This is a genomic window from Thioclava sp. FR2 (assembly GCF_051200875.1).
Classification (GTDB): domain Bacteria; phylum Pseudomonadota; class Alphaproteobacteria; order Rhodobacterales; family Rhodobacteraceae; genus Pseudotabrizicola.
Genome location: NZ_CP195191.1, coordinates 3,116,906 through 3,134,241 on the forward strand (window position 1 = coordinate 3,116,906; position 17,336 = coordinate 3,134,241).

A 17,336-nucleotide genomic window follows, 5' to 3' on the forward strand; every position below is an offset into this window, starting at 1 on the left:
TCTGCCCCTTGTCAATCCAGTAGGTTTACACCCGCTGCCAGCATTTGATCCTTCGCTTCGGCCAGCGAGTTATTAAGATCAATGCCGCGGCATGCACCCAAAAGGACAGTTGCGTCAAATCCAAGTCTTGCGGCGTCCAATGCAGAGTAGGCCACGCAGTAATCTGTCGCCAATCCGACAAAGGTGACAGAAGTCACGCCGCGTGACCGCAAATAGCCCTCAAGCCCTGTCGATGTCGCGTGGTCGTTTTCAAAGAAAGCGGAATAGCTGTCGATCTGCTTTCTGAACCCCTTGCGGATGATCAACTGGGCAGCATCGGTCTGCAGTTCTTTGTGAAACTCCGCGCCGTGGTTGCCTTGAACGCAGTGGACTGGCCAAAGCACCTGTGGTCCGTAGGGCATCGTCGTCAAGCTGAACGGTTCGGCTCCGGGGTGGTTGGCCGCAAAAGACGCATGTTCTGAAGGGTGCCAATCCTGTGTCAGGACAATGGTGGCGAAATCAGCCATCAATGCGTTGATCCGGGGAATGATCTCATCGCCACCAGCGACCGCCAACGCTCCTCCGGGGCAGAAATCATTCTGGACGTCGATCACGATCAAGGCTTCGCTTTGGTGCCGCATCATGCGCTTCCTTTTCTTTTCTAACTGCGTAAGCGGCTTGTCCCTCCTGCGTCAAGCGATGCGCTTGAATTCAGTACGTTCTCGGTGCAAAGGCAGAATATGCAAATCGTCTGTGCCCTCTATCATTTCACCCGCTTCACGGACCCTGCGTCCTTGAAGCTGCCTCTGCTTGAAGTTTGCAATGCGAATTCGATCAAGGGTTCGTTGCTCTTGGCCAAGGAGGGGATAAACGGAACGATTGCCGGCAGCCGTGCGGGTATTGACGCCGTGCTGGCCTATATTCGCGGTTTGCCGGGATGCGCTGACTTGGAGTGGAAGGAAAGCTATGCCGAAGAGCCGCCATTCGGTCGGATGAAGGTAAAGCTGAAACGCGAGATCGTGACGATGGGTGTTCCGCACGTGGATCCAAAGGCGCGAGTTGGACATTACGTCGAAGCAAAAGACTGGAACGCCCTGATCAGTGCCCCGGACGTTGCGATTATTGATACCCGAAATGATTATGAAGTCGCAATTGGCACATTTGCCGGGGCCGTTGACCCCCTAACAAAGTCTTTCCGGGAATTTCCTGCGTGGTGGGAAGAAAACAAGCATCGGTTTCACAACAAGCGTATCGCCATGTTCTGCACCGGCGGAATCCGTTGCGAAAAGTCGACGAACTTTCTTTTGTCTCAGGGAATTGATGATGTCTTCCACTTAAAGGGCGGCATCCTGAAATACCTTGAAGAAGTTCCCGAAGATCAGAGCCTCTGGAAGGGGGAGTGCTTTGTTTTTGATGGCCGCGTGTCGGTTGGTCATGGGCTGAAACCGGGCGACAATGAAAGCTGCGGTGCCTGCCGTCGCGCTGTCACGCCCAAGGACCGTGCCCATCCGGACTATGAAAAGGGCGTATGCTGTCCAGCCTGCGTCAATGACTACAGCGCCGAAGACAGAGCCCGTTTCCGTGAACGGCAAAAACAGATGGACTTGGCTGCCGCGCGCGGTGAAACGCATCTTGGCGCGTAAGCCGAGACTCAGCGAAATGCGGTCATGATCTGATCCAGCGGCTTCTTGCGTTTGGCAACGGCCGGGACCGTTGCCCCTTCTGCCGGATAGCCAACAGGAAGGATCATCACGGCCTTTTCCTGAGCGGGCCGTCTACAAAGTTCGGGTAAGAACTTCATCGGGTTGGGCGTGTGTTCCAAGCAGACCAGACCCGCATGGTGCAAAGCTGTGATCAAGATCCCTGTGGCGATCCCGACGCTTTCTGGAACGTAGTAATTCTTATAACGCTCGCCGTCTTCGGTAACGCCGAACCGCTGAGCAAAGACCACGGTCAACCAGGGTGCATCTGTCAAATGCGGCTTGCTGACCCCTGTGCCAATGGGCTCCAGCGCCGCAAGCCATTCATCTCCTGCGCCACCCGCATAAAACTCCGCTTCCTCGATTTCGGCCGCCTCACGGATGCGCGCTTTCATCGCTGGATCAGCAATTGCGGCGAAATGCCAAGGTTGGTGATTGGCCCCGGAGGGAGCCGTTCCCGCCGCCGCAATGCAGGCGGAAATGACTTCTTCCGCAACGCCTTCACTTGAAAATTGTCTAACCGAGTGTCGTTTCCTCATGTAGTCACGAAACGCGCAAGCCGCTTTCAGGCTTTCCTCCGCCGGAAGTTGTACGCGATCAGGAAGAGGAAGTGCTTCATACTTGACCTCACCCTTGCGATACATCTCAGCCGCCTCCGATCAATGCTCCTGCTGCAAAGACCAAAGCACCGCCAAGAACGACTTGCAACGCTGCGCGAAGAAAAGGCGTTTCCATATAACGGTTCTGGATCCAGGCGATTGCCCAAAGCTCGACGAAAACAATGATCATGGCCAGCGTCGTGGCTGTCCAGAATTCTGGGATCAGATATGGCAAGGCATGGCCCATGCCACCAACAGTCGTCATCACCCCGCTTGCCAGCCCGCGCTTCCAGGGGCTGCCGCGCCCGGAAAGAACGCCATCATCATGGGCGGCCTCGGTAAAGCCCATGGAAATGCCGGCGCCGACACTCGCGGCGCTCCCGACCAAGAAGGTGGTCCAAGTGTCCTGCGTGGCAAAGGCCGTGGCAAAGATAGGCGCCAAGGTTGACACCGATCCATCCATTAGGCCGGCCAAACCGGGTTGAACCCAAGTCAGGATGAATTGTCGCTTTGCTGCCCGGCCTTCTTCTTTCTCGGCGCTTTCGTCGACATGTGTCGAAACCAGATCATCGGCTTTGCGCTTGTGGCCCGCCTCAGCTGCCGCTAGGTCACCCAAGAGTTTCCGCGTATCAGCATCCGAAGTCGCCTGAGCGGCCTTCAAATAGAAAGCTTCGGCCTGATGCTCCATTGCCTCCGCCTCGGCGCGGATCGTTTCCAGGGGGAGGTTCTCAACCAGCCAGATCGGTCTGCGGGCATAGAACCCTGCCACGTGCTCGCGTCTGATCAGCGGGATCACCGAGCCAAAGCGCCGTTGGTGAAGGTCGATCAACTTTTGCCGATGACCGTCTTCTTCTACAGCCATGCCATCAAAGACAGCGGCCGAAGCTGGAAAATCTCCCCGAAGCCGTTCGGCATAACTCCGGTAAATTCGGGCGTCATCCTCCTCCGAGGATATTGCCAAGGCCAAGACCTCTTGCTCGGAAAGATCAGAAAACCTGCGCCGGTTGGTTAAAGCTGAAAGCATGGGCCACCTTTTAGAATGATTCTAACATAAGCTTCCTCCAGAATGTTGCAAGCCTTCGAATTTTGCCAAAACTGAACTGATCGGTTTATTTTTGGCTTGTGAAACTAAACGAATCGGTTCAGAAATATATGAACGAAACGGTTCAGTTTGGAGAATGAAATGCGCAAGATCGTTTTGGCCCTGACACTTTCCCTCGCTGCGGCTCCGGCCTTTGCCGGTTTTGGCAGCATTGATTTGCCTCGGCTTGACTGGCCGACCGATGAAACGGTCACAGGATCAACCAAAGGCTGTGAATTAGATCCAAAGACTGCGGTCGAAGCGCCTGCGTGCCAATAACCTGTCCGCTTGCCGTCGCCCCTAGACCTGACCTATGGTGCCCCAAAGGGAGTGACATGGGCGCGACGGCACAACAGGAAATTCGGAAAGGACGAAAGTTCGATCAGGTGCTCGAAGGTGCCCGAACGATCTTTCTTCGCGATGGTTTCGAGGGCGCTTCGGTTGATGACATCGCCCGAGAAGCCGGAGTCAGCAAGGCAACGCTTTACAGCTATTTCCCCGACAAGCGCCTTTTGTTCATGGAAGTCGCAAAAGCCGAATGCCGCCGCCAGGCTGATGAGGCAGAAGAGCTTATCAACGACAGCGCACCCGTCGAACAGGTTCTGCGACTTGCCGCTGAACGGATCATGGAATTTGTTCTGTCAGATTTCGGTCAGCGCGTTTTTCGAATTTGCGTGGCCGAGAGCGACCGCTTTCCCGGCTTGGGCCACGAATTCTATCACTCCGGTCCCGAACTGATCCGGAACCGCGTTGCAGAGTACCTAGAAAAAGCTGTTCGACGTGGGGCGCTGCAGATCACGGACATCCCCTTGGCGGCCGAGCAATTCTTGCAGCTTTGCAAGGCTGACCTTCACGAACGAATGATATTTGGAATGGCGGACTGTTGCTCTGCCGTCGACCGTAAGAGGGTGATCGACGGCGCGATTTCGATGTTCATGGCCCGCTACGGCGCTTAGCCGTTTTCCCGCAAAATCGCGCCAGCAAGATAAAGCGACCCGCAGATCAAGACGCGGGCCTGAGGGTTGGAGGCGACGATCTGCACCAAGGCCGCCGCAACGCTATCTGCTGTTTCCGCTGAAATTCCAACGGCTTGCGCTGCGTCTCGGGTTGCCTCTGCCGGAAGCGTGTTCTTTTCTCCGGGGATCGAGACAGCGTGCAATTTGCTGACTTGTCCTGCCAAAGGCGCCATGTAGCCGCGCACGTCTTTTGTATTCAACATGCCGCAGATCAGATTGGTCTCTCGCGATGGCATCCGGGCCAAAGTCGCGGCGACCGCCTCGCCGCCAGCGGGATTGTGTCCGCCGTCCAGCCAGAGTTCGACAGAAGGCGCCGCTTCGACAAGCGGGCCGTGTTTAAGACGTTGCATCCGGGCGGGCCAAACGGCCTTCGTTACTGCTGCCTCGCAGGATCGTTCGCCAGATCCAAGCAGACGAAGAGCTGCGATGGCCATTCCCGCATTCTGGAACTGATGCAGACCCGGCAGAACGGGTGGGGGAAGATCAAGAAGGCCATTTTCGTCTTGGTAAACCAGAAGGTTACGCTCTTCCCAAACCGTCCAGTGCTGCCCATAGGCAAAGACCGGAGCGCCGAGCCTTGCCGCGCGGTCTTCGATGACGGCCAAGCCTTCTTCGGATTGAGGTCCGACGATGACAGGCACACCGCGTTTTATGATGCCAGCCTTTTCGCCCGCAATTTTGGCCAAGGTGTCGCCCAGAAAGGCCTCGTGATCCATGCTGACGGGCGTAATTATGGTAAGTGCCGGATTTTCAACAACATTTGTTGCGTCAAGTCGGCCGCCAAGTCCCACTTCCAACAGGGTGTAGTCTGCGGCAGTCCGTGCGAAAGCCAGCAGCGCGGCGCAGGTCGTGATTTCAAAGAATGTGATCTCATCCGGACCGTTTGCCTGAACACATTCGTCCAAAAGTGCCGTTAGTGCCGGTTCGCTGATCAACTCGCCAGCAAGCCGAATCCGTTCGTGAAACCGCGCCAGATGCGGCGAGGTGTAGGCGTGTACTGTCTTTCCGCTGGCCTCAAGCCCCGCGCGGATCATCGCCTGAGTGCTGCCTTTGCCGTTTGTACCCGCAATGTGAATGACGGGCGGCAGGCTTTTCTCAGGATTGCCAAGTGCGGCAAGCAGGCGGTGTACCCGGTCCAACGTCAAATCAATGACCTTGGGGTGCAAGGTCATCATGCGCTCTAGGATCGCGTCAGAAGATTGCGACAAGATTAACCTGCCGTCGGCTTTTGATCAGCGCCCGTTTCCGCTGCAGCGCCAAGGTCTGCGGGCGGGGGAAGATCGCCTTTCACGGCGGGGGGCATACCTGTCAGCATCCGAATGATGGTGATCAACTCGTCACGCATTTGCTTGCGATGCGTGACGCGGTCCAACATGCCGTGATCCAGCAGATACTCGGCGCGCTGGAAACCTTCGGGAAGTTTTTCGCGGATGGTTTGTTCGATCACGCGGGCACCAGCAAAGCCGATCAGGGCATTTGGTTCTGCGATCTGAACATCGCCCAGCATGGCGTAAGAGGCCGTCACGCCACCGGTAGTCGGATGCGTCAGAACCACCAGGTAGGGCAGGCGAGCGTCCTTAAGCATTTGAACTGCAACGGTTGTTCTGGGCATCTGCATCAGCCCCAGAATACCTTCCTGCATACGGGCGCCGCCGGCGGCGGAGAAGAGGATGAGGGGGCGTTTCAGTTTTACGGCGCGTTCGGCTGCGGCGATGATGGCATTGCCGACATACATCGACATCGAACCACCCATGAAGGCAAAGTCCTGCGCGGCCATCACAACCGGAGTGCGGCCCATTTCGCCCTCGGCGACCAGCATCGCTTCCTTCTCGCCCGTTGATTTCTGGGCGGCCTTCAGGCGTTCGGGATATTTCTTCTGATCACGGAAATGCAACGGGTCCGATACGGGTTCCGGCACCTTCACTTCGTTGAAAATACCACCGTCAAACAAAGACTTAAACCGATCACGCGGCGAGATGGCCATGTGGTGATCGCAGTTCGTGCAGACGTTCAGGTTCCCCGCGAGTTCGCGATGGAAGAGCATTGTTCCGCATTCGGAGCATTTCGTCCAAAGGTTCTCGGGCACCTCGCGGCGCGAAAACAGCGAGTTGATCTTGGGGCGAACGTAGTTCGAAATCCAGTTCATGCGGGTGAGCCTTTCGGGTTCCGACGATTGCCTTGAGATAGAGAAACAGGGGGCGAATTGCAATCCGATGGGTGTCACCCTTTGTACACCCCCTGTGCAGACAAAAAGCTGCCGCAGGAAATTTGCCGTCAGACCTGATAGGCCTTTGCTGGCAGGCGGAGGATCAGGTTGGGGTCGGGGCTGATTTGTTGCCAGATGTCCCAAAGGCTGGCCTGACCGACGCCGAAGAAGTTGCCGCCGGTTTGTTCCAGCATGTCGGTGATGATCTGGAAATGCAGATGGGGCGCCCATCCGCCATTTTCGTGCCAATCCCCAAGGTCAGCGATGTGCTGCCCCGCCGTCACCTGCGCCCCATGCGACAACAGACGGGCCAGGCTGCCGCCGAGATGGCCGTAGAGGGTAAAGAACGGAGCGTCTTTGGTCCGATGTTCCAGAATCAGGGTATGGCCGTAATCAAGCGGATCTGCGTTATAGGTCAGGACATGCACTTTACCGTCATAGGGGGCATAGACAGGCGTTCCAGCCGGGGCAAAGACATCAATCCCCAGATGGATCGTCCGGCGTTCCGGGCTGGCCGTGTCTGCGAATTGCGGCGTGGCATAGACGGAGCGGTTTTCACCATAAAGCCCCAGCCCATAGGTCGCGCCGTTGGTCGCGAACCATGCATCGAAGGCCCGGTCTGAAAAGGCAGGCATGTCGGGCCGTTCGCCGCGCGTGGGCAGGGCGGTGTTTGGTGCATTGTCGAGTGCTGGGGAGAACAAGGCTGCGGGCGAGGACTGTTTGAGATAGTCCACCACGGCTGCCGCACCGCGAACCGCCTCTTGCCCCAGACCCGCACGCAAGACGGCCCGCAGCAGGCCTTTGTCGATGGGGGCAAGTCGCTGCGCGACAGGGGCGGGCGCGTCCGACAGCAGTCGGGGCAGATCTTCGGCCGGGATGCCGGATTGACGAAGGGCTGCGTAAAGATCGGGTTGGTCGGCAATCATTGGTTCATCCAAAGTGTATAGGCCCAAACCGCGCCGAACAGCACGGGTTGGTGGATCAGGTAGATCGCAAGGCTGTGTCGCCCCGGCCAAGCCAAGGCGCGGCCGATCGGCCCCGGTTGCCAGCGGGCAAGGCTGGCCCAAAGCCCAGCCGTATCTGCGAGCCGGGCGAAAGCGATGCCAAAGAGGATCGGGCTGAGCCAAGGCAGGATCGGCTCGTAATCCATCATCTGCGGAATTTGCGTGGAAAGACCCAACCAGAGCAGCGAGGCATGATTGAAGAGGTCGGTTTTCGGGTAATGCGGTGCGGCGAAGGCGGCGACGGCGGCGACCAGAACCGCGAGAACGGGCAGGCGCAGAAAGGCAAGGCCGATGAGGCTGCCCGCCGCGATCATGTGAAGGATGCCCCAGCGAATGAACTGGGCCCCCATGGCGTAATAGGTTGCGACCGTGATCAGCAGAGCCGCAAAGGAGACCATCACGAAACGGCGCATGAAGGGGCGCCAGTGAATGCGATCACGATGCGCAAGCCAGAGCGATACGCCGACAAGGATCAGAAAGCTGGAGGCGATACCTCGGGCAAACCACGGCCAAAAGCCGCTAAAGACGAGCCCCGGTGCGGTATGGCCGAAAAGCATGAGATCAAACGTGAAGTGGAAGACAGCCATGCAAAGAAGCGCGAGGCTACGGGCATGATCCAATGCGAAAATGCGCCTGCCGATCGGTCTTGCTTGCCCCATGCCAAATCCAACTGATGTTTCGCCGTCAGGCTATCTGAGGATTTATCCAAACAAAAGGCCCGGTGCGTGGACCGGGCCTTGTCTGATTTGGAGGCTGAACTGTTCAGTTGCCTTCTGGCAGTTGGACCGCAGTACCGATTTGCTGCACATAGAAATCGTCGCCTGCTTCAATCGCGATTTCCACGGCTTCGGCGCAGAAGGCTGCCTCATTCGCGGCGGCATCTTCCAGTTTCATGCCAGTCAGCACACCAAAGGCAATCAACGAGAAATCGCGATGGCGCTGCATTTCTTCGGGGGTGCCGTCTGGCAGGTCGTCATGGGCCGCTTTGACGATATCGGCGTAAAGCGCACCTTCATCGAGGGTGAGATCGGCGCAGAGACCAGCCGCCGCCGTTGCCCAAGCCGAGAGTTGCAGGCCAGCCATCATTTCATGCGAAAGCTCTTGGGAAAGGCGCCCCAAAGCAATGTCATGGGCGCGGATCGAAGCCGCATCGACCTGCGATTCCGGCGCAGCAGCGTCGGCAGCGGGGGCTTGGCTGTCTTGGGCAAGCAAGGGCGACGATATGGCAAGTCCAGCCGCGACGAGGAAAGAACGGATAAGTACTTGTTTCATGTTCATTCTCCGTCGGCGTAGTATTGGCGGGTATAGCGCGGGTCGAAATTGCCGTTGCGATAGCAGGCGCTTTGCGCGGCATAGCATTCGACGCCCGGTTCCGGGTAATCAATGCGGCCGGGAGAGGTGTAGCTGTTGTCGTAGGAATTGCCGCCATTCTTACGGTTCACCGAGTCGATGATGGCCCCGGCAATGGCCGCGCCAATGATGGCCCCTGCCACGTCGCCTGCCGAAGCCTTGCGCCCCGCCGAGACCTTGACGTTGACGTGATCTGTTCGACCGCTGGACGTGTTGTAGCGGCAGGAGAAACTGAATTTGTCCTGCCCGCTGCGCCCTGCACCTGTTACCGAAAACGAGTGATTGGCGATCTTCTTGACGCTTGATTTGTTAAAGCGCGTCTCGGCGTAATGGCCTCGGCGTTCAAGTTCGTTCAGCGCGGCGCCTTGGCAGAACCTCGTGGCCTCAGACGCGCCATTCGCAAGGGCGACAGATGCTGGCAAGGCCATGACTGCCGCCAGCGTTGCGGAAAATATAAGTCGTCTCATCTTGCCGCCAATTCTTTAAAAGGAAATCAATCAGGCTTGGGTCCGTATTGGTTGGGGCCGTCATCTCCGGGGCGGGTCAGCCAAATGAGCATCAAGATGAGCACGATGAGCGAAAGGATTGACGCAATCAGCGCTCCGGTTGCCCCGAGGACCAAGAAGGTGGCGGGAATGGCCATGCCTGAACCGATCCCACCGCCCATGCCGTGGTTTTGCATGATGCCCGCCCCTAGGCCCGCCATGACCCCGGAAACTGCGTATAAAAGGCCCAAGGCCGCGGGAAGGGCTGCAAACCAACCGCTTTTGCCGATGTCGTGCAGGCGACGGACCAAAACGGCAAGCGCGGGTAGAAGGATGACCAAGCTGAACAGGGCGCCGATGGGTTCGGTGCGATCTGCGCCACCTTGCGAACCGAAAAGGATCTGATCGACCAATCCGGCAAGCAGGCTGCCGAGAAAGACGAAAAGAACGAACCACCAATATTCTGATCTGCTTGCCCTTCCGTCGAAGGTTTTCCATTTGGTGTAAGCAGAACCAATCGCATCGCGTGCTTGCATATGTCTCTCGTGATTGCAGAAAATGAGCTGGGCTAATGAGGGCAAGCTTATCACCCGCCAAGACTTTGGCAAAAACTTTGTCGCCAGCCGTTTGGACCGAATGCCGCCCGAGATCGCCCGAAAAGCGACATGAACGGGCCATGTTACCGTCCTGTTCATGATGAAGATGGTCGGAATTTAATCATTCCTGGTTTGCTTTATGAAACGCTTTCCCATCAGAAAACTTGCATCAGGTGCCTGGGTGGTCCTTGGATCCTTTGTTCTCGCCTGCCTCACCTTGAATCTTGTCTTTGGACGCCCCGGAGCGCCGGAAACGGCCTTGCTGAGGTTGTTTGATTAAAGAGACCCCATTCTTCGTCTGAAGATTAGACGTTAAATCTGTCTATGACCGAGCACATGCTTGCCCGGACTGTTCTCTCCCCTTATCCAGAAGAAAAGGATCAGGGAGGGTTCGCCTATGTCCAATCAGCGCTTTGATAAATCGAAGTTGCCCAGCCGCCATGTGACCGAGGGTCCGGCACGGGCGCCGCATCGCAGTTTTCTGTATGCGATGGGGCTGAGTGAAGAGGAAATCCACAAACCCTTGGTGGGCGTTGCGACCTGCTGGAATGAGGCCGCGCCCTGCAACATCAGCCTGAACCGTCAGGCGCAAGTGGCGAAGCATGGGGTGAAAAAGGGCGGTGGCACGCCGCGCGAATTTACCACCATCACCGTGACGGACGGAATCGCGATGGGGCATGAGGGGATGCGGGCCTCGTTGGCCAGCCGCGATGCGATTGCCGATACGGTGGAACTGACGATGCGGGGGCATTGCTATGACGCGCTTGTCGGTTTGGCCGGGTGCGACAAGAGCTTGCCAGGAATGATGATGGCGATGGTGCGTCTGAACGTGCCGTCGGTCTTCATCTATGGAGGGTCGATCCTTCCGGGCCGGTATGAGGGACGGGATGTCACCATTCAGGATGTGTTCGAAGCGGTGGGAAGCCATCAGTCCGGCAGCTTCAGCGATGCGGAACTGGCGGTGCTGGAGCGTGTGGCCTGCCCGTCCTCGGGCGCATGTGGGGCGCAGTATACCGCGAACACGATGGCCTGCGTGTCTGAGGCGATTGGTCTGGCGCTGCTGAACTCGTCGGGTGCACCTGCGCCCTATGAAAGCCGCGACCAGTATGGCGAGGCGAGTGGCGAAGCCGTGATGCGGCTGATCGAGAAGAACATTCGCGCCCGGGATATCGTAACGCGCAAAGCCCTTGAGAACGCGGCGCGGGTTGTGGCCTGTACCGGCGGCAGCACGAACGGCGCGCTGCATTTGCCTGCGATTGCGAATGAGGCTGGCATTGATTTCGACCTGTTCGATGTGGCCGATATCATGCGCGACACGCCCTATTTCGTCGATTTGCGTCCGGGCGGGAAATATGTTGCCAAAGATCTGTACGAAGTGGGCGGCGTTCCTGTCGTGATGAAGGAACTGGCCAAGGCTGGCCTTTTGCATCTGGACTGCCTGACCGCCAGTGGCGAGACGCTGGGTGAGGCACTGGAGCAGATCCGTGGTGAAGCCGATGGGCGCGTGATTCACCCGATTGCGACGCCGATCACCAAGACTGGCGGTGTGGTTGGCCTGAAGGGCAATCTGGCGCCCGATGGGGCGATTGTGAAAGTGGCAGGGATGAGCGAGGCCGAGCAGGTCTTTACCGGCCCGGCCCGTGTGTTCGAAAGCGAGGAAGAGGCTTTCGAAGCGGTGAAGACCCGCGCCTATAAAGAGGGCGAAGTCATTGTCATTCGCAATGAAGGCCCCGCGGGCGGGCCGGGGATGCGCGAAATGCTGGCGACGACGGCGGCGCTGTCGGGGCAGGGTATGGGCAAGAAGGTGGCCCTGATCACCGATGGTCGGTTCAGCGGTGCGACCCGCGGTTTCTGCGTGGGCCATGTGGGACCAGAAGCGGCGCATGGCGGGCCGATTGCGCTGTTGAAAGATGGCGACATGATCACGATTGACGCGGTGTCGGGCAGTCTGAGCGTGGCTTTGTCGGATGAAGACCTTGCGGCGCGGAAGGCCGCTTGGGCTGGTCCTCGGCCAACGCAGTATGAATCTGGCGCGATCTGGAAATTCGCCCGCATGGTGGGTGGGGCTCGTTGGGGGGCGGTGACGCATCCCGGGGCCAAGGCGGAGCGCCATGTCTACATGGATCAATAAGGCCGCAAGGCGCGCGGCGTTTCCGATCCTTGTCTGCGCGGGGTTGGCGGGGTGCCAGCAGGGAAATGGCCTGCCGGTGCTGTCTTTGTTGCCAGCAAACGAGGTGCTTTCAATTTATGGCGGGGATGTCCGGGTTGCTGGCCCCCGTCACTATTGCCCCGACAAATCGAGCCTGCGTGAAACCGAAGAAACCGCCATCGTGCTTTTGGGCCGATGCTCTGCATCCAGTAAGGCGCCGCCCGCAGTGGTGACGGTTTCTGTGGGTGCCAAGGGCAGCGCCGGTGTTTTGCAAAGCGACGGTGCCGCCCTTGCCGCCTTTCTTCTTTCTGACGCGGGGCGGGCTTCGCTGAGCCGGAACAATCGGGCAGGGGACATAGATATTCGGGCTGCGCGTATGGAGAAGGGTGTCTTTCTGGTGCAGGTCGATGATCGCGAGCAAGGTCGATACTGGCGCGGTATGCTGCCGGTTGCGGGCTATCTGGTATCTGTAACGGCGACAGGCCCTTCGCTTTCGCCTGATGAAAGTCACGAACTGGTTCAGCAAACGGCACGCGCCTTGCAGAACGCGAACCGTCCCTAAGCTGTTGGATTTCGGTCAGGATGCAGCTTTGGGGTAGCGTCTTAACTCTTTTGCGGCAATAAAGGAATCGTTTCCGGGCCGTGAACAATCGCACGCGTCCTGGCGTAAAATCCCGGGTGTGTTTTTCGGAAGATAGAATGGCTCGCTGGCTGAAGGACAGGTTCGAACTACTCGCGCAAAAGCGGATGCAGCGGCGTTGGGCCATGCTGGCTGAGCGGGCAATTCAGATGGATCTGGATGAATTGCGCGGCCTTCGTGGGCGGGCGCGATCCGTGCGGCGGCATCTGGACCGGGTGATCCATGAGGCCGAACACCGTTTGGCCTTGCCGGTCATCGGGTCGAATGCGATGCGCAAACCGCTTGGCACCGATTGGTCTTGGCGCCCTGACCTTTGGAAAGGGCCTATTCCTGTTCCCGGCTTTTCGTCGGTGCCCGGGCGTGCCGCGATTTGTGACGGAGCGACGGTGTTTCACGATTGCCGTCGCAGCGAATTGACCGTTCGGCAAATCCGGAACACGCGGGAGGCCGATCTTGCGCCCTTTGGCTTTCGGATGGACGTGTTCCGTTTCGATGGCTCTTTCCTGAGCCTAGTCTTGGACCTGCCGCCGGCTGCCGCAGAGGGGCTGAAATTGCGGCATTTGATCCGGCTGGATGTGATTGTCGAGATGGAGAAGCCGCTGGAGATTTTTGCCCGACTGAACATCAAGCACGGGCCGAACGTGGAACAGATCGTGCGGGAACTGCCGCTGGGCGACGAAGAGGTGATGGTCGAGTTTGACTTGGCCTATACCAAGGTGAACGAAAAACGGGTGGAGCGGTTGTGGGTCGACCTGATTTTCGAAGGGCCGGAAATGAACCAGATTATCCTGCGCGATGTGACGCTGAGCCGTCGCCCGCGGGCGGAACTGTGAGGCGGAAATGCTGGAACGCAAGCTGACCAAGACGCGAATCCGCGGCGGTGTCTGGGAGGGGGTTTTCGCAGGGTCGGAAACCAAGCCGGATCTGGAAGTCTTGTTGCTGGAACAACCCTTGGCCGGGGTGCAGGTTGAAGCTGTCGCGGGCCGCGAAGGCGAATGGGGCGTGCGCGTCCCTATTCCGGCAGAGGCGTTGAGCGAGGGCGTTCAAACGTTTCTGATGCGGGAAAAGGGAACGACCGAAACCTTGGCGCATTTCACGGTGATTACCGGCGTTGCGATGGAAGATGACATGCGCGCCGAGGTGGATTTGCTGCGCCAAGAGCTGGACATGCTAAAGCGCGCCTTCCGCCGCCATTGCCTTGAAACCATGAATTGAAGAACCAAGCGCGGGGTTGAACAACCCGGCTTTCCGTGAAACGGTCAGAGGATGATGGTCTTGGTTCATTGATGCTTCCCATCCTTCTGAAAACCCTTCCTTTCTTTGCCCTGATTGGCGTCGGCTATCTGGCCGGTCGGACACGCTTTTTCAGTGCCGAGGCGACGGCGGCGCTGACCAAGTTCGTGTTCTATTTCGCGCTTTCGGCGATGCTGTTTCGCTTTGCGGCGAACCTTTCGCTTGGCGAGGTCTTTGACTGGAATTTTGTCTTTGCCTATCTGTCGGGCTGCCTTGTGGTTTACGCGATTGCGACAGCTGTGGCGCTGTGGCGGCGCGTTTCGGTAGAGGAAGCCGCTGTCGAGGCGCAATGCGCGGTCATCGGCAATGTCGGTTTTCTTGGCGTGCCGATGCTGGTTTTGCTGATGGGTGAGGCCGCTGCCGGATCGGTGCTGATGGTCTTGGCCATCGACCTTATCGTTTTTTCGTCGCTGATTACGCTGGTGATCACGGGTGTCCGCGAGGGCCGCATGAGCCTTGGGATTCTGAGGGTTCTGGGGTTGGGGTTGCTGAAGAACCCGATGATCGTTTCCATCGTTCTTGGGCTGGCCTGGGGCGCGACCGGTTGGACGGTGCCCGGCCCGGTCAATGAGTTTCTGGGGACATTGGGCGCTGCGGCCACGCCGGGGGCGCTGTTTGCCATTGGCGCATCGCTGGCGGGCCGGTCGGCAGAGCGGATTCAGGTGGCGGGCTGGCTGGCCTTTTGCAAGCTGGTCCTGCATCCGGCGGCGGTGGCTGTAGCTGCGCTGCTGTTCTTTCCGGTCGAACCTTTCGCCGCATCGGTCATGATCGCGGCTGCATCGCTGCCGGTTGCGGGCAATGTCTATATTCTGGCGGCGCATTACGGGGTTGCGCCGCAACGCGTTTCAACTTCGATCCTTTTGTCGACCGCAGCCTCGGTGCTGACGGTGACATGGGTGATCGCCTTGGTTCATGGAGGATGAGAAGAATGAAGACGGTTTCGGAAAACCGCTGTTTCGGGGGCGTGCAGGGCGTCTACACGCATAGTTCGCAGGCAACTGGCTGTGACATGACCTTTGGTCTTTTTCTGCCGGAAGGGGCGGAAGAGGGATCGGTTCCGGTTGTGTGGTATTTGTCGGGCCTGACCTGCACGCATGAAAACGCGATGATCAAGGCAGGTGCGCAGCGCTGGGCCGCCGAGGCGCAGGTGGCGCTGGTCTTTCCCGATACTTCGCCACGCGGTGCGGGTGTGGCCAATGACGAGGCCTATGATCTAGGGCAGGGCGCGGGGTTCTATGTGAATGCGACTGAAGCGCCTTGGTCGCCGCATTTCCGGATGTGGGATTATGTGACCGAGGAACTGCCGACGCTGTTGTTCAATGCCTTTCCGCTGGCTGAAGAGGCGCAGGCGATCACCGGGCATTCGATGGGCGGGCATGGGGCCTTGACCTTTGCGATGAGTTTTCCGGGGCGGTTCAAATCGGTTTCTGCCTTCTCGCCCATTTGTCACCCCACCGCCAGCGATTGGGGCCGTAAGCAATTCGCGGCCTATCTGGGCAAGGATGAGGCGACCTGGGCAGCCTATGACGCGACACTGTTGATGCGAAAGCGTGGCTTTGACGGGCCGATCCTGATTGATCAGGGGACGCAGGATCAATTCCTTGATCTCTTGATGCCTGAAGCCCTTTCCGAGGCAATGGCCGCGCGCAGGCAGGGCGGGATCTTCCGGATGCAGAAGGGCTATGACCACAGCTACTTCTTTGTCTCGACCTTTATGGAAGATCACATGGCTTTCCATGCCAAGGCGCTCTACGGCTGATCCTGCGCCTAGCCGTTCTTTAGCGTGTCCGCCACCAAGGCGTTTGCATGGCCATGGCCCAAGCCATGCTCCTCCTTGAGCCATTGGACGATTTCCATGTGCTTCTTGTCGCTCTGCGACCTGATCAGGCTTTTCCACTCTTCGATGGGACGGCCATATTTTGCCACGATGGATGGGAAATAAGAGGCGGGGCCTTTTGCGCGTTCTGACATTCGAAACAGCCTTAACGGAACGTGGAGGGTTTATTCCGGAAGTTTGACAGGTTTTCGGAAGGGTCAAAGCGCCAATTTTCGCTCTGACCCGGTGAGGCGTTGAAAGAAGTAGCTTTCGCAGGACTTGGCCCCTAACAATCTGCACGGCGCGAAGGCCGAGGGTGGTGAGTGAGCGATGCAGTTGAAATCCGAGTTTCTGATCAACGATGATGCGGCGTTGCGGGCGCTGTTTCCGCCAACGCATGAGGTGGCGGTGTCCAAGTGCCTTGCCAAGTTGGACGCGCATGCCAGAGAATTCATCAGGCGCTCGCCCTTCTTGTGTATCGGGACGCAGAATGCTGACGGGAAGTCTGATGTCAGTCCTCGGGGTGACCCCTGCGGTTTTGTGAAGGTGCTGGATGATCAGACGCTGTTGATCCCGGATCGGCCCGGCAACAATCGGCTGGATACACTTTCGAACATTGTCTCCAACCCGACCGTTGGCTTGCTGTTCATGGTTCCCGGATTTGATGAGACTTTGCGCATCAATGGTAGGGCTGTGCTGACCCGCGATCCCGACCTGCTGGCGATGCTTGCGGTCAATGAACGCCAGCCAAGTGTGGCGATTGTCGTCTCGATCTTCGAGGTCTTTCTGCATTGCGCAAAGGCGTTCCGGCGATCAAAGCTGTGGGACCCCGAGCAGAGGCAGGACCGCAAGGAAATGCCGTCGCTCTTGAAGATGATCCTTGACCAGACAACGGGCGCGCCGGAAGACACGCAGGAAATGGCGCGGATTGAAGAAGGTCTGGAAGAAGCTTATCGGACCTCGATGTACTAGACCCTCTTAGGGCAGGCCATATGGCCTTTCAGGCCAAGGGGCTGTAGGGCTGATCGGTGAAACGAGATCCTGCTTTCTGCACAGCTTATTCTGGATGGACTGATGACTGACGCGCTGCCCGCCTGCCCCGAATGCAAATCGGACTATGTCTATCAGGTGGATGCTTTGCTGACCTGCCCGGAATGTGGGCACGAATGGTCCGCCACGGAGGAAACCGCAGAGGCAAGTGGCGTGCGGGACAGCGTGGGCAACCTGCTGGCCGATGGCGACACTGTGACTCTGATCAAGGATCTGAAGCTGAAGGGCAGTTCGGTGGTTCTGAAGGTGGGCACCAAGGTTCGGGGAATCCGTTTGGTGGACGGAGACCACGATATCGACTGCAAGCTGCCAGAGGTTGGCCAAATCGGGTTGAAATCGCAATTCGTCAAAAAGGTTTAAGGGGGCGCCCGC

Annotated in this window: 22 protein-coding genes; 11 read left to right on the top strand and 11 right to left on the bottom strand. The window is 58.2% G+C overall.

All coding sequences use genetic code 11. From position 1 onward, the window contains the following. Nucleotides 1-11: 11 nt before the first annotated feature. The gene (pncA, locus tag ACSBLW_RS14905) at nt 12-620 is read right to left on the bottom strand and encodes a bifunctional nicotinamidase/pyrazinamidase (RefSeq protein WP_435257390.1); all 609 of its coding nucleotides are present in this window, start codon (nt 618-620) and stop codon (nt 12-14) included. Between the two features lie 99 nt (nt 621-719). Between pncA and ACSBLW_RS14910 the strand changes: the two genes are divergently transcribed. Further along, nucleotides 720-1,622 carry a rhodanese-related sulfurtransferase gene (locus ACSBLW_RS14910; RefSeq protein WP_435257391.1) on the top strand — a complete coding sequence of 301 codons (903 nt, stop codon included), beginning with the start codon at nt 720-722 and terminating at the stop codon, nt 1,620-1,622. Between the two features lie 8 nt (nt 1,623-1,630). Here the strand turns inward: ACSBLW_RS14910 and ACSBLW_RS14915 are convergent, their stop codons facing one another. Continuing rightward, nucleotides 1,631-2,323 carry a nitroreductase family protein gene (locus ACSBLW_RS14915; protein WP_435257392.1) on the bottom strand — a complete coding sequence of 231 codons (693 nt, stop codon included), beginning with the start codon at nt 2,321-2,323 and terminating at the stop codon, nt 1,631-1,633. A gap of 1 nt (nt 2,324) precedes the next feature. Then, nucleotides 2,325-3,302: an iron exporter MbfA gene (gene mbfA, locus ACSBLW_RS14920; protein WP_435257393.1), complete on the bottom strand. Its 978-nt coding sequence runs from the start codon at nt 3,300-3,302 to the stop codon at nt 2,325-2,327. A 159-nt stretch (nt 3,303-3,461) separates the two neighbouring features. Between mbfA and ACSBLW_RS14925 the strand changes: the two genes are divergently transcribed. Together ACSBLW_RS14925 and ACSBLW_RS14930 are read left to right on the top strand one after the other, a co-directional pair. Beyond that, the gene (locus ACSBLW_RS14925) at nt 3,462-3,638 is read left to right on the top strand and encodes a hypothetical protein (RefSeq protein WP_435257394.1); all 177 of its coding nucleotides are present in this window, start codon (nt 3,462-3,464) and stop codon (nt 3,636-3,638) included. A 56-nt stretch (nt 3,639-3,694) separates the two neighbouring features. Continuing rightward, a complete protein-coding gene (locus ACSBLW_RS14930) occupies nt 3,695-4,315 on the top strand; it encodes a TetR/AcrR family transcriptional regulator (RefSeq protein ID WP_435257395.1) in 621 nt (206 codons plus the stop codon). Here the strand turns inward: ACSBLW_RS14930 and ACSBLW_RS14935 are convergent. From ACSBLW_RS14935 to ACSBLW_RS14965, 7 genes are all read right to left on the bottom strand, one after another. Continuing rightward, the gene (locus ACSBLW_RS14935) at nt 4,312-5,550 is read right to left on the bottom strand and encodes a bifunctional folylpolyglutamate synthase/dihydrofolate synthase (protein ID WP_435257396.1); all 1,239 of its coding nucleotides are present in this window, start codon (nt 5,548-5,550) and stop codon (nt 4,312-4,314) included. The two genes, ACSBLW_RS14930 and ACSBLW_RS14935, sit on opposite strands and share 4 nt — an antisense overlap. A 35-nt stretch (nt 5,551-5,585) precedes the next feature. Further along, the gene (gene accD, locus ACSBLW_RS14940; protein ID WP_435257397.1) at nt 5,586-6,521 is read right to left on the bottom strand and encodes an acetyl-CoA carboxylase, carboxyltransferase subunit beta; all 936 of its coding nucleotides are present in this window, start codon (nt 6,519-6,521) and stop codon (nt 5,586-5,588) included. A 128-nt stretch (nt 6,522-6,649) separates the two neighbouring features. Further along, entirely contained in the window at nt 6,650-7,507 is an 858-nt protein-coding gene (locus tag ACSBLW_RS14945; protein WP_435257398.1) for a peptidoglycan DD-metalloendopeptidase family protein, read from the bottom strand. Beyond that, nucleotides 7,504-8,244, bottom strand: coding sequence for a heparan-alpha-glucosaminide N-acetyltransferase (locus ACSBLW_RS14950; RefSeq protein WP_435257399.1), 741 nt, complete (start codon nt 8,242-8,244; stop codon nt 7,504-7,506). Before ACSBLW_RS14950 ends, ACSBLW_RS14945 begins: the two co-directional genes overlap by 4 nt. Before the next feature lie 103 nt (nt 8,245-8,347). Continuing rightward, nucleotides 8,348-8,857 (bottom strand): hypothetical protein, encoded by a 510-nt coding sequence (locus ACSBLW_RS14955; protein WP_435257400.1) that lies wholly within the window; start codon nt 8,855-8,857, stop codon nt 8,348-8,350. A gap of 2 nt (nt 8,858-8,859) precedes the next feature. After that, nucleotides 8,860-9,402, bottom strand: a complete 543-nt coding sequence (locus tag ACSBLW_RS14960) for a hypothetical protein (RefSeq protein ID WP_435257401.1) — start codon at nt 9,400-9,402, stop codon at nt 8,860-8,862. A gap of 26 nt (nt 9,403-9,428) precedes the next feature. Beyond that, nucleotides 9,429-9,956, bottom strand: coding sequence for a DUF805 domain-containing protein (locus tag ACSBLW_RS14965; protein ID WP_435257402.1), 528 nt, complete (start codon nt 9,954-9,956; stop codon nt 9,429-9,431). 457 nt (nt 9,957-10,413) lie between these two features. Here ACSBLW_RS14965 and ilvD point away from each other — a divergent pair, with 457 nt between their 5' ends. The 6 genes from ilvD (at nt 10,414) to fghA (ending at nt 15,857) form a co-directional block, all read left to right on the top strand. After that, complete coding sequence (gene ilvD, locus ACSBLW_RS14970; protein ID WP_435257403.1) at nt 10,414-12,147, top strand: dihydroxy-acid dehydratase; 1,734 nt, start codon at nt 10,414-10,416, stop codon at nt 12,145-12,147. After that, nucleotides 12,128-12,727, top strand: coding sequence for a hypothetical protein (locus ACSBLW_RS14975; RefSeq protein WP_435257404.1), 600 nt, complete (start codon nt 12,128-12,130; stop codon nt 12,725-12,727). Before ilvD ends, ACSBLW_RS14975 begins: the two co-directional genes overlap by 20 nt. Nucleotides 12,728-12,864: 137 nt before the next feature. After that, nucleotides 12,865-13,638 (top strand): DUF6478 family protein, encoded by a 774-nt coding sequence (locus ACSBLW_RS14980; protein ID WP_435257405.1) that lies wholly within the window; start codon nt 12,865-12,867, stop codon nt 13,636-13,638. 7 nt (nt 13,639-13,645) lie between these two features. Then, nucleotides 13,646-14,020 (top strand): hypothetical protein, encoded by a 375-nt coding sequence (locus ACSBLW_RS14985; RefSeq protein WP_435257406.1) that lies wholly within the window; start codon nt 13,646-13,648, stop codon nt 14,018-14,020. A 71-nt stretch (nt 14,021-14,091) separates the two neighbouring features. Continuing rightward, entirely contained in the window at nt 14,092-15,021 is a 930-nt protein-coding gene (locus ACSBLW_RS14990; RefSeq protein WP_435260128.1) for an AEC family transporter, read from the top strand. Between the two features lie 5 nt (nt 15,022-15,026). Beyond that, nucleotides 15,027-15,857, top strand: coding sequence for an S-formylglutathione hydrolase (gene fghA, locus ACSBLW_RS14995; protein ID WP_435257407.1), 831 nt, complete (start codon nt 15,027-15,029; stop codon nt 15,855-15,857). Nucleotides 15,858-15,865: 8 nt separating this feature from the next. Here the strand turns inward: fghA and ACSBLW_RS15000 are convergent, their stop codons facing one another. Continuing rightward, entirely contained in the window at nt 15,866-16,069 is a 204-nt protein-coding gene (locus tag ACSBLW_RS15000) for a DUF4287 domain-containing protein (RefSeq protein WP_435257408.1), read from the bottom strand. Between the two features lie 175 nt (nt 16,070-16,244). Here ACSBLW_RS15000 and ACSBLW_RS15005 point away from each other — a divergent pair, with 175 nt between their 5' ends. Together ACSBLW_RS15005 and ACSBLW_RS15010 are read left to right on the top strand one after the other, a co-directional pair. After that, entirely contained in the window at nt 16,245-16,886 is a 642-nt protein-coding gene (locus tag ACSBLW_RS15005) for a pyridoxamine 5'-phosphate oxidase family protein (protein ID WP_435257409.1), read from the top strand. 102 nt (nt 16,887-16,988) lie between these two features. Then, nucleotides 16,989-17,324, top strand: a complete 336-nt coding sequence (locus ACSBLW_RS15010; RefSeq protein WP_435257410.1) for a zinc ribbon domain-containing protein YjdM — start codon at nt 16,989-16,991, stop codon at nt 17,322-17,324. Nucleotides 17,325-17,336: the final 12 nt, after the last annotated feature.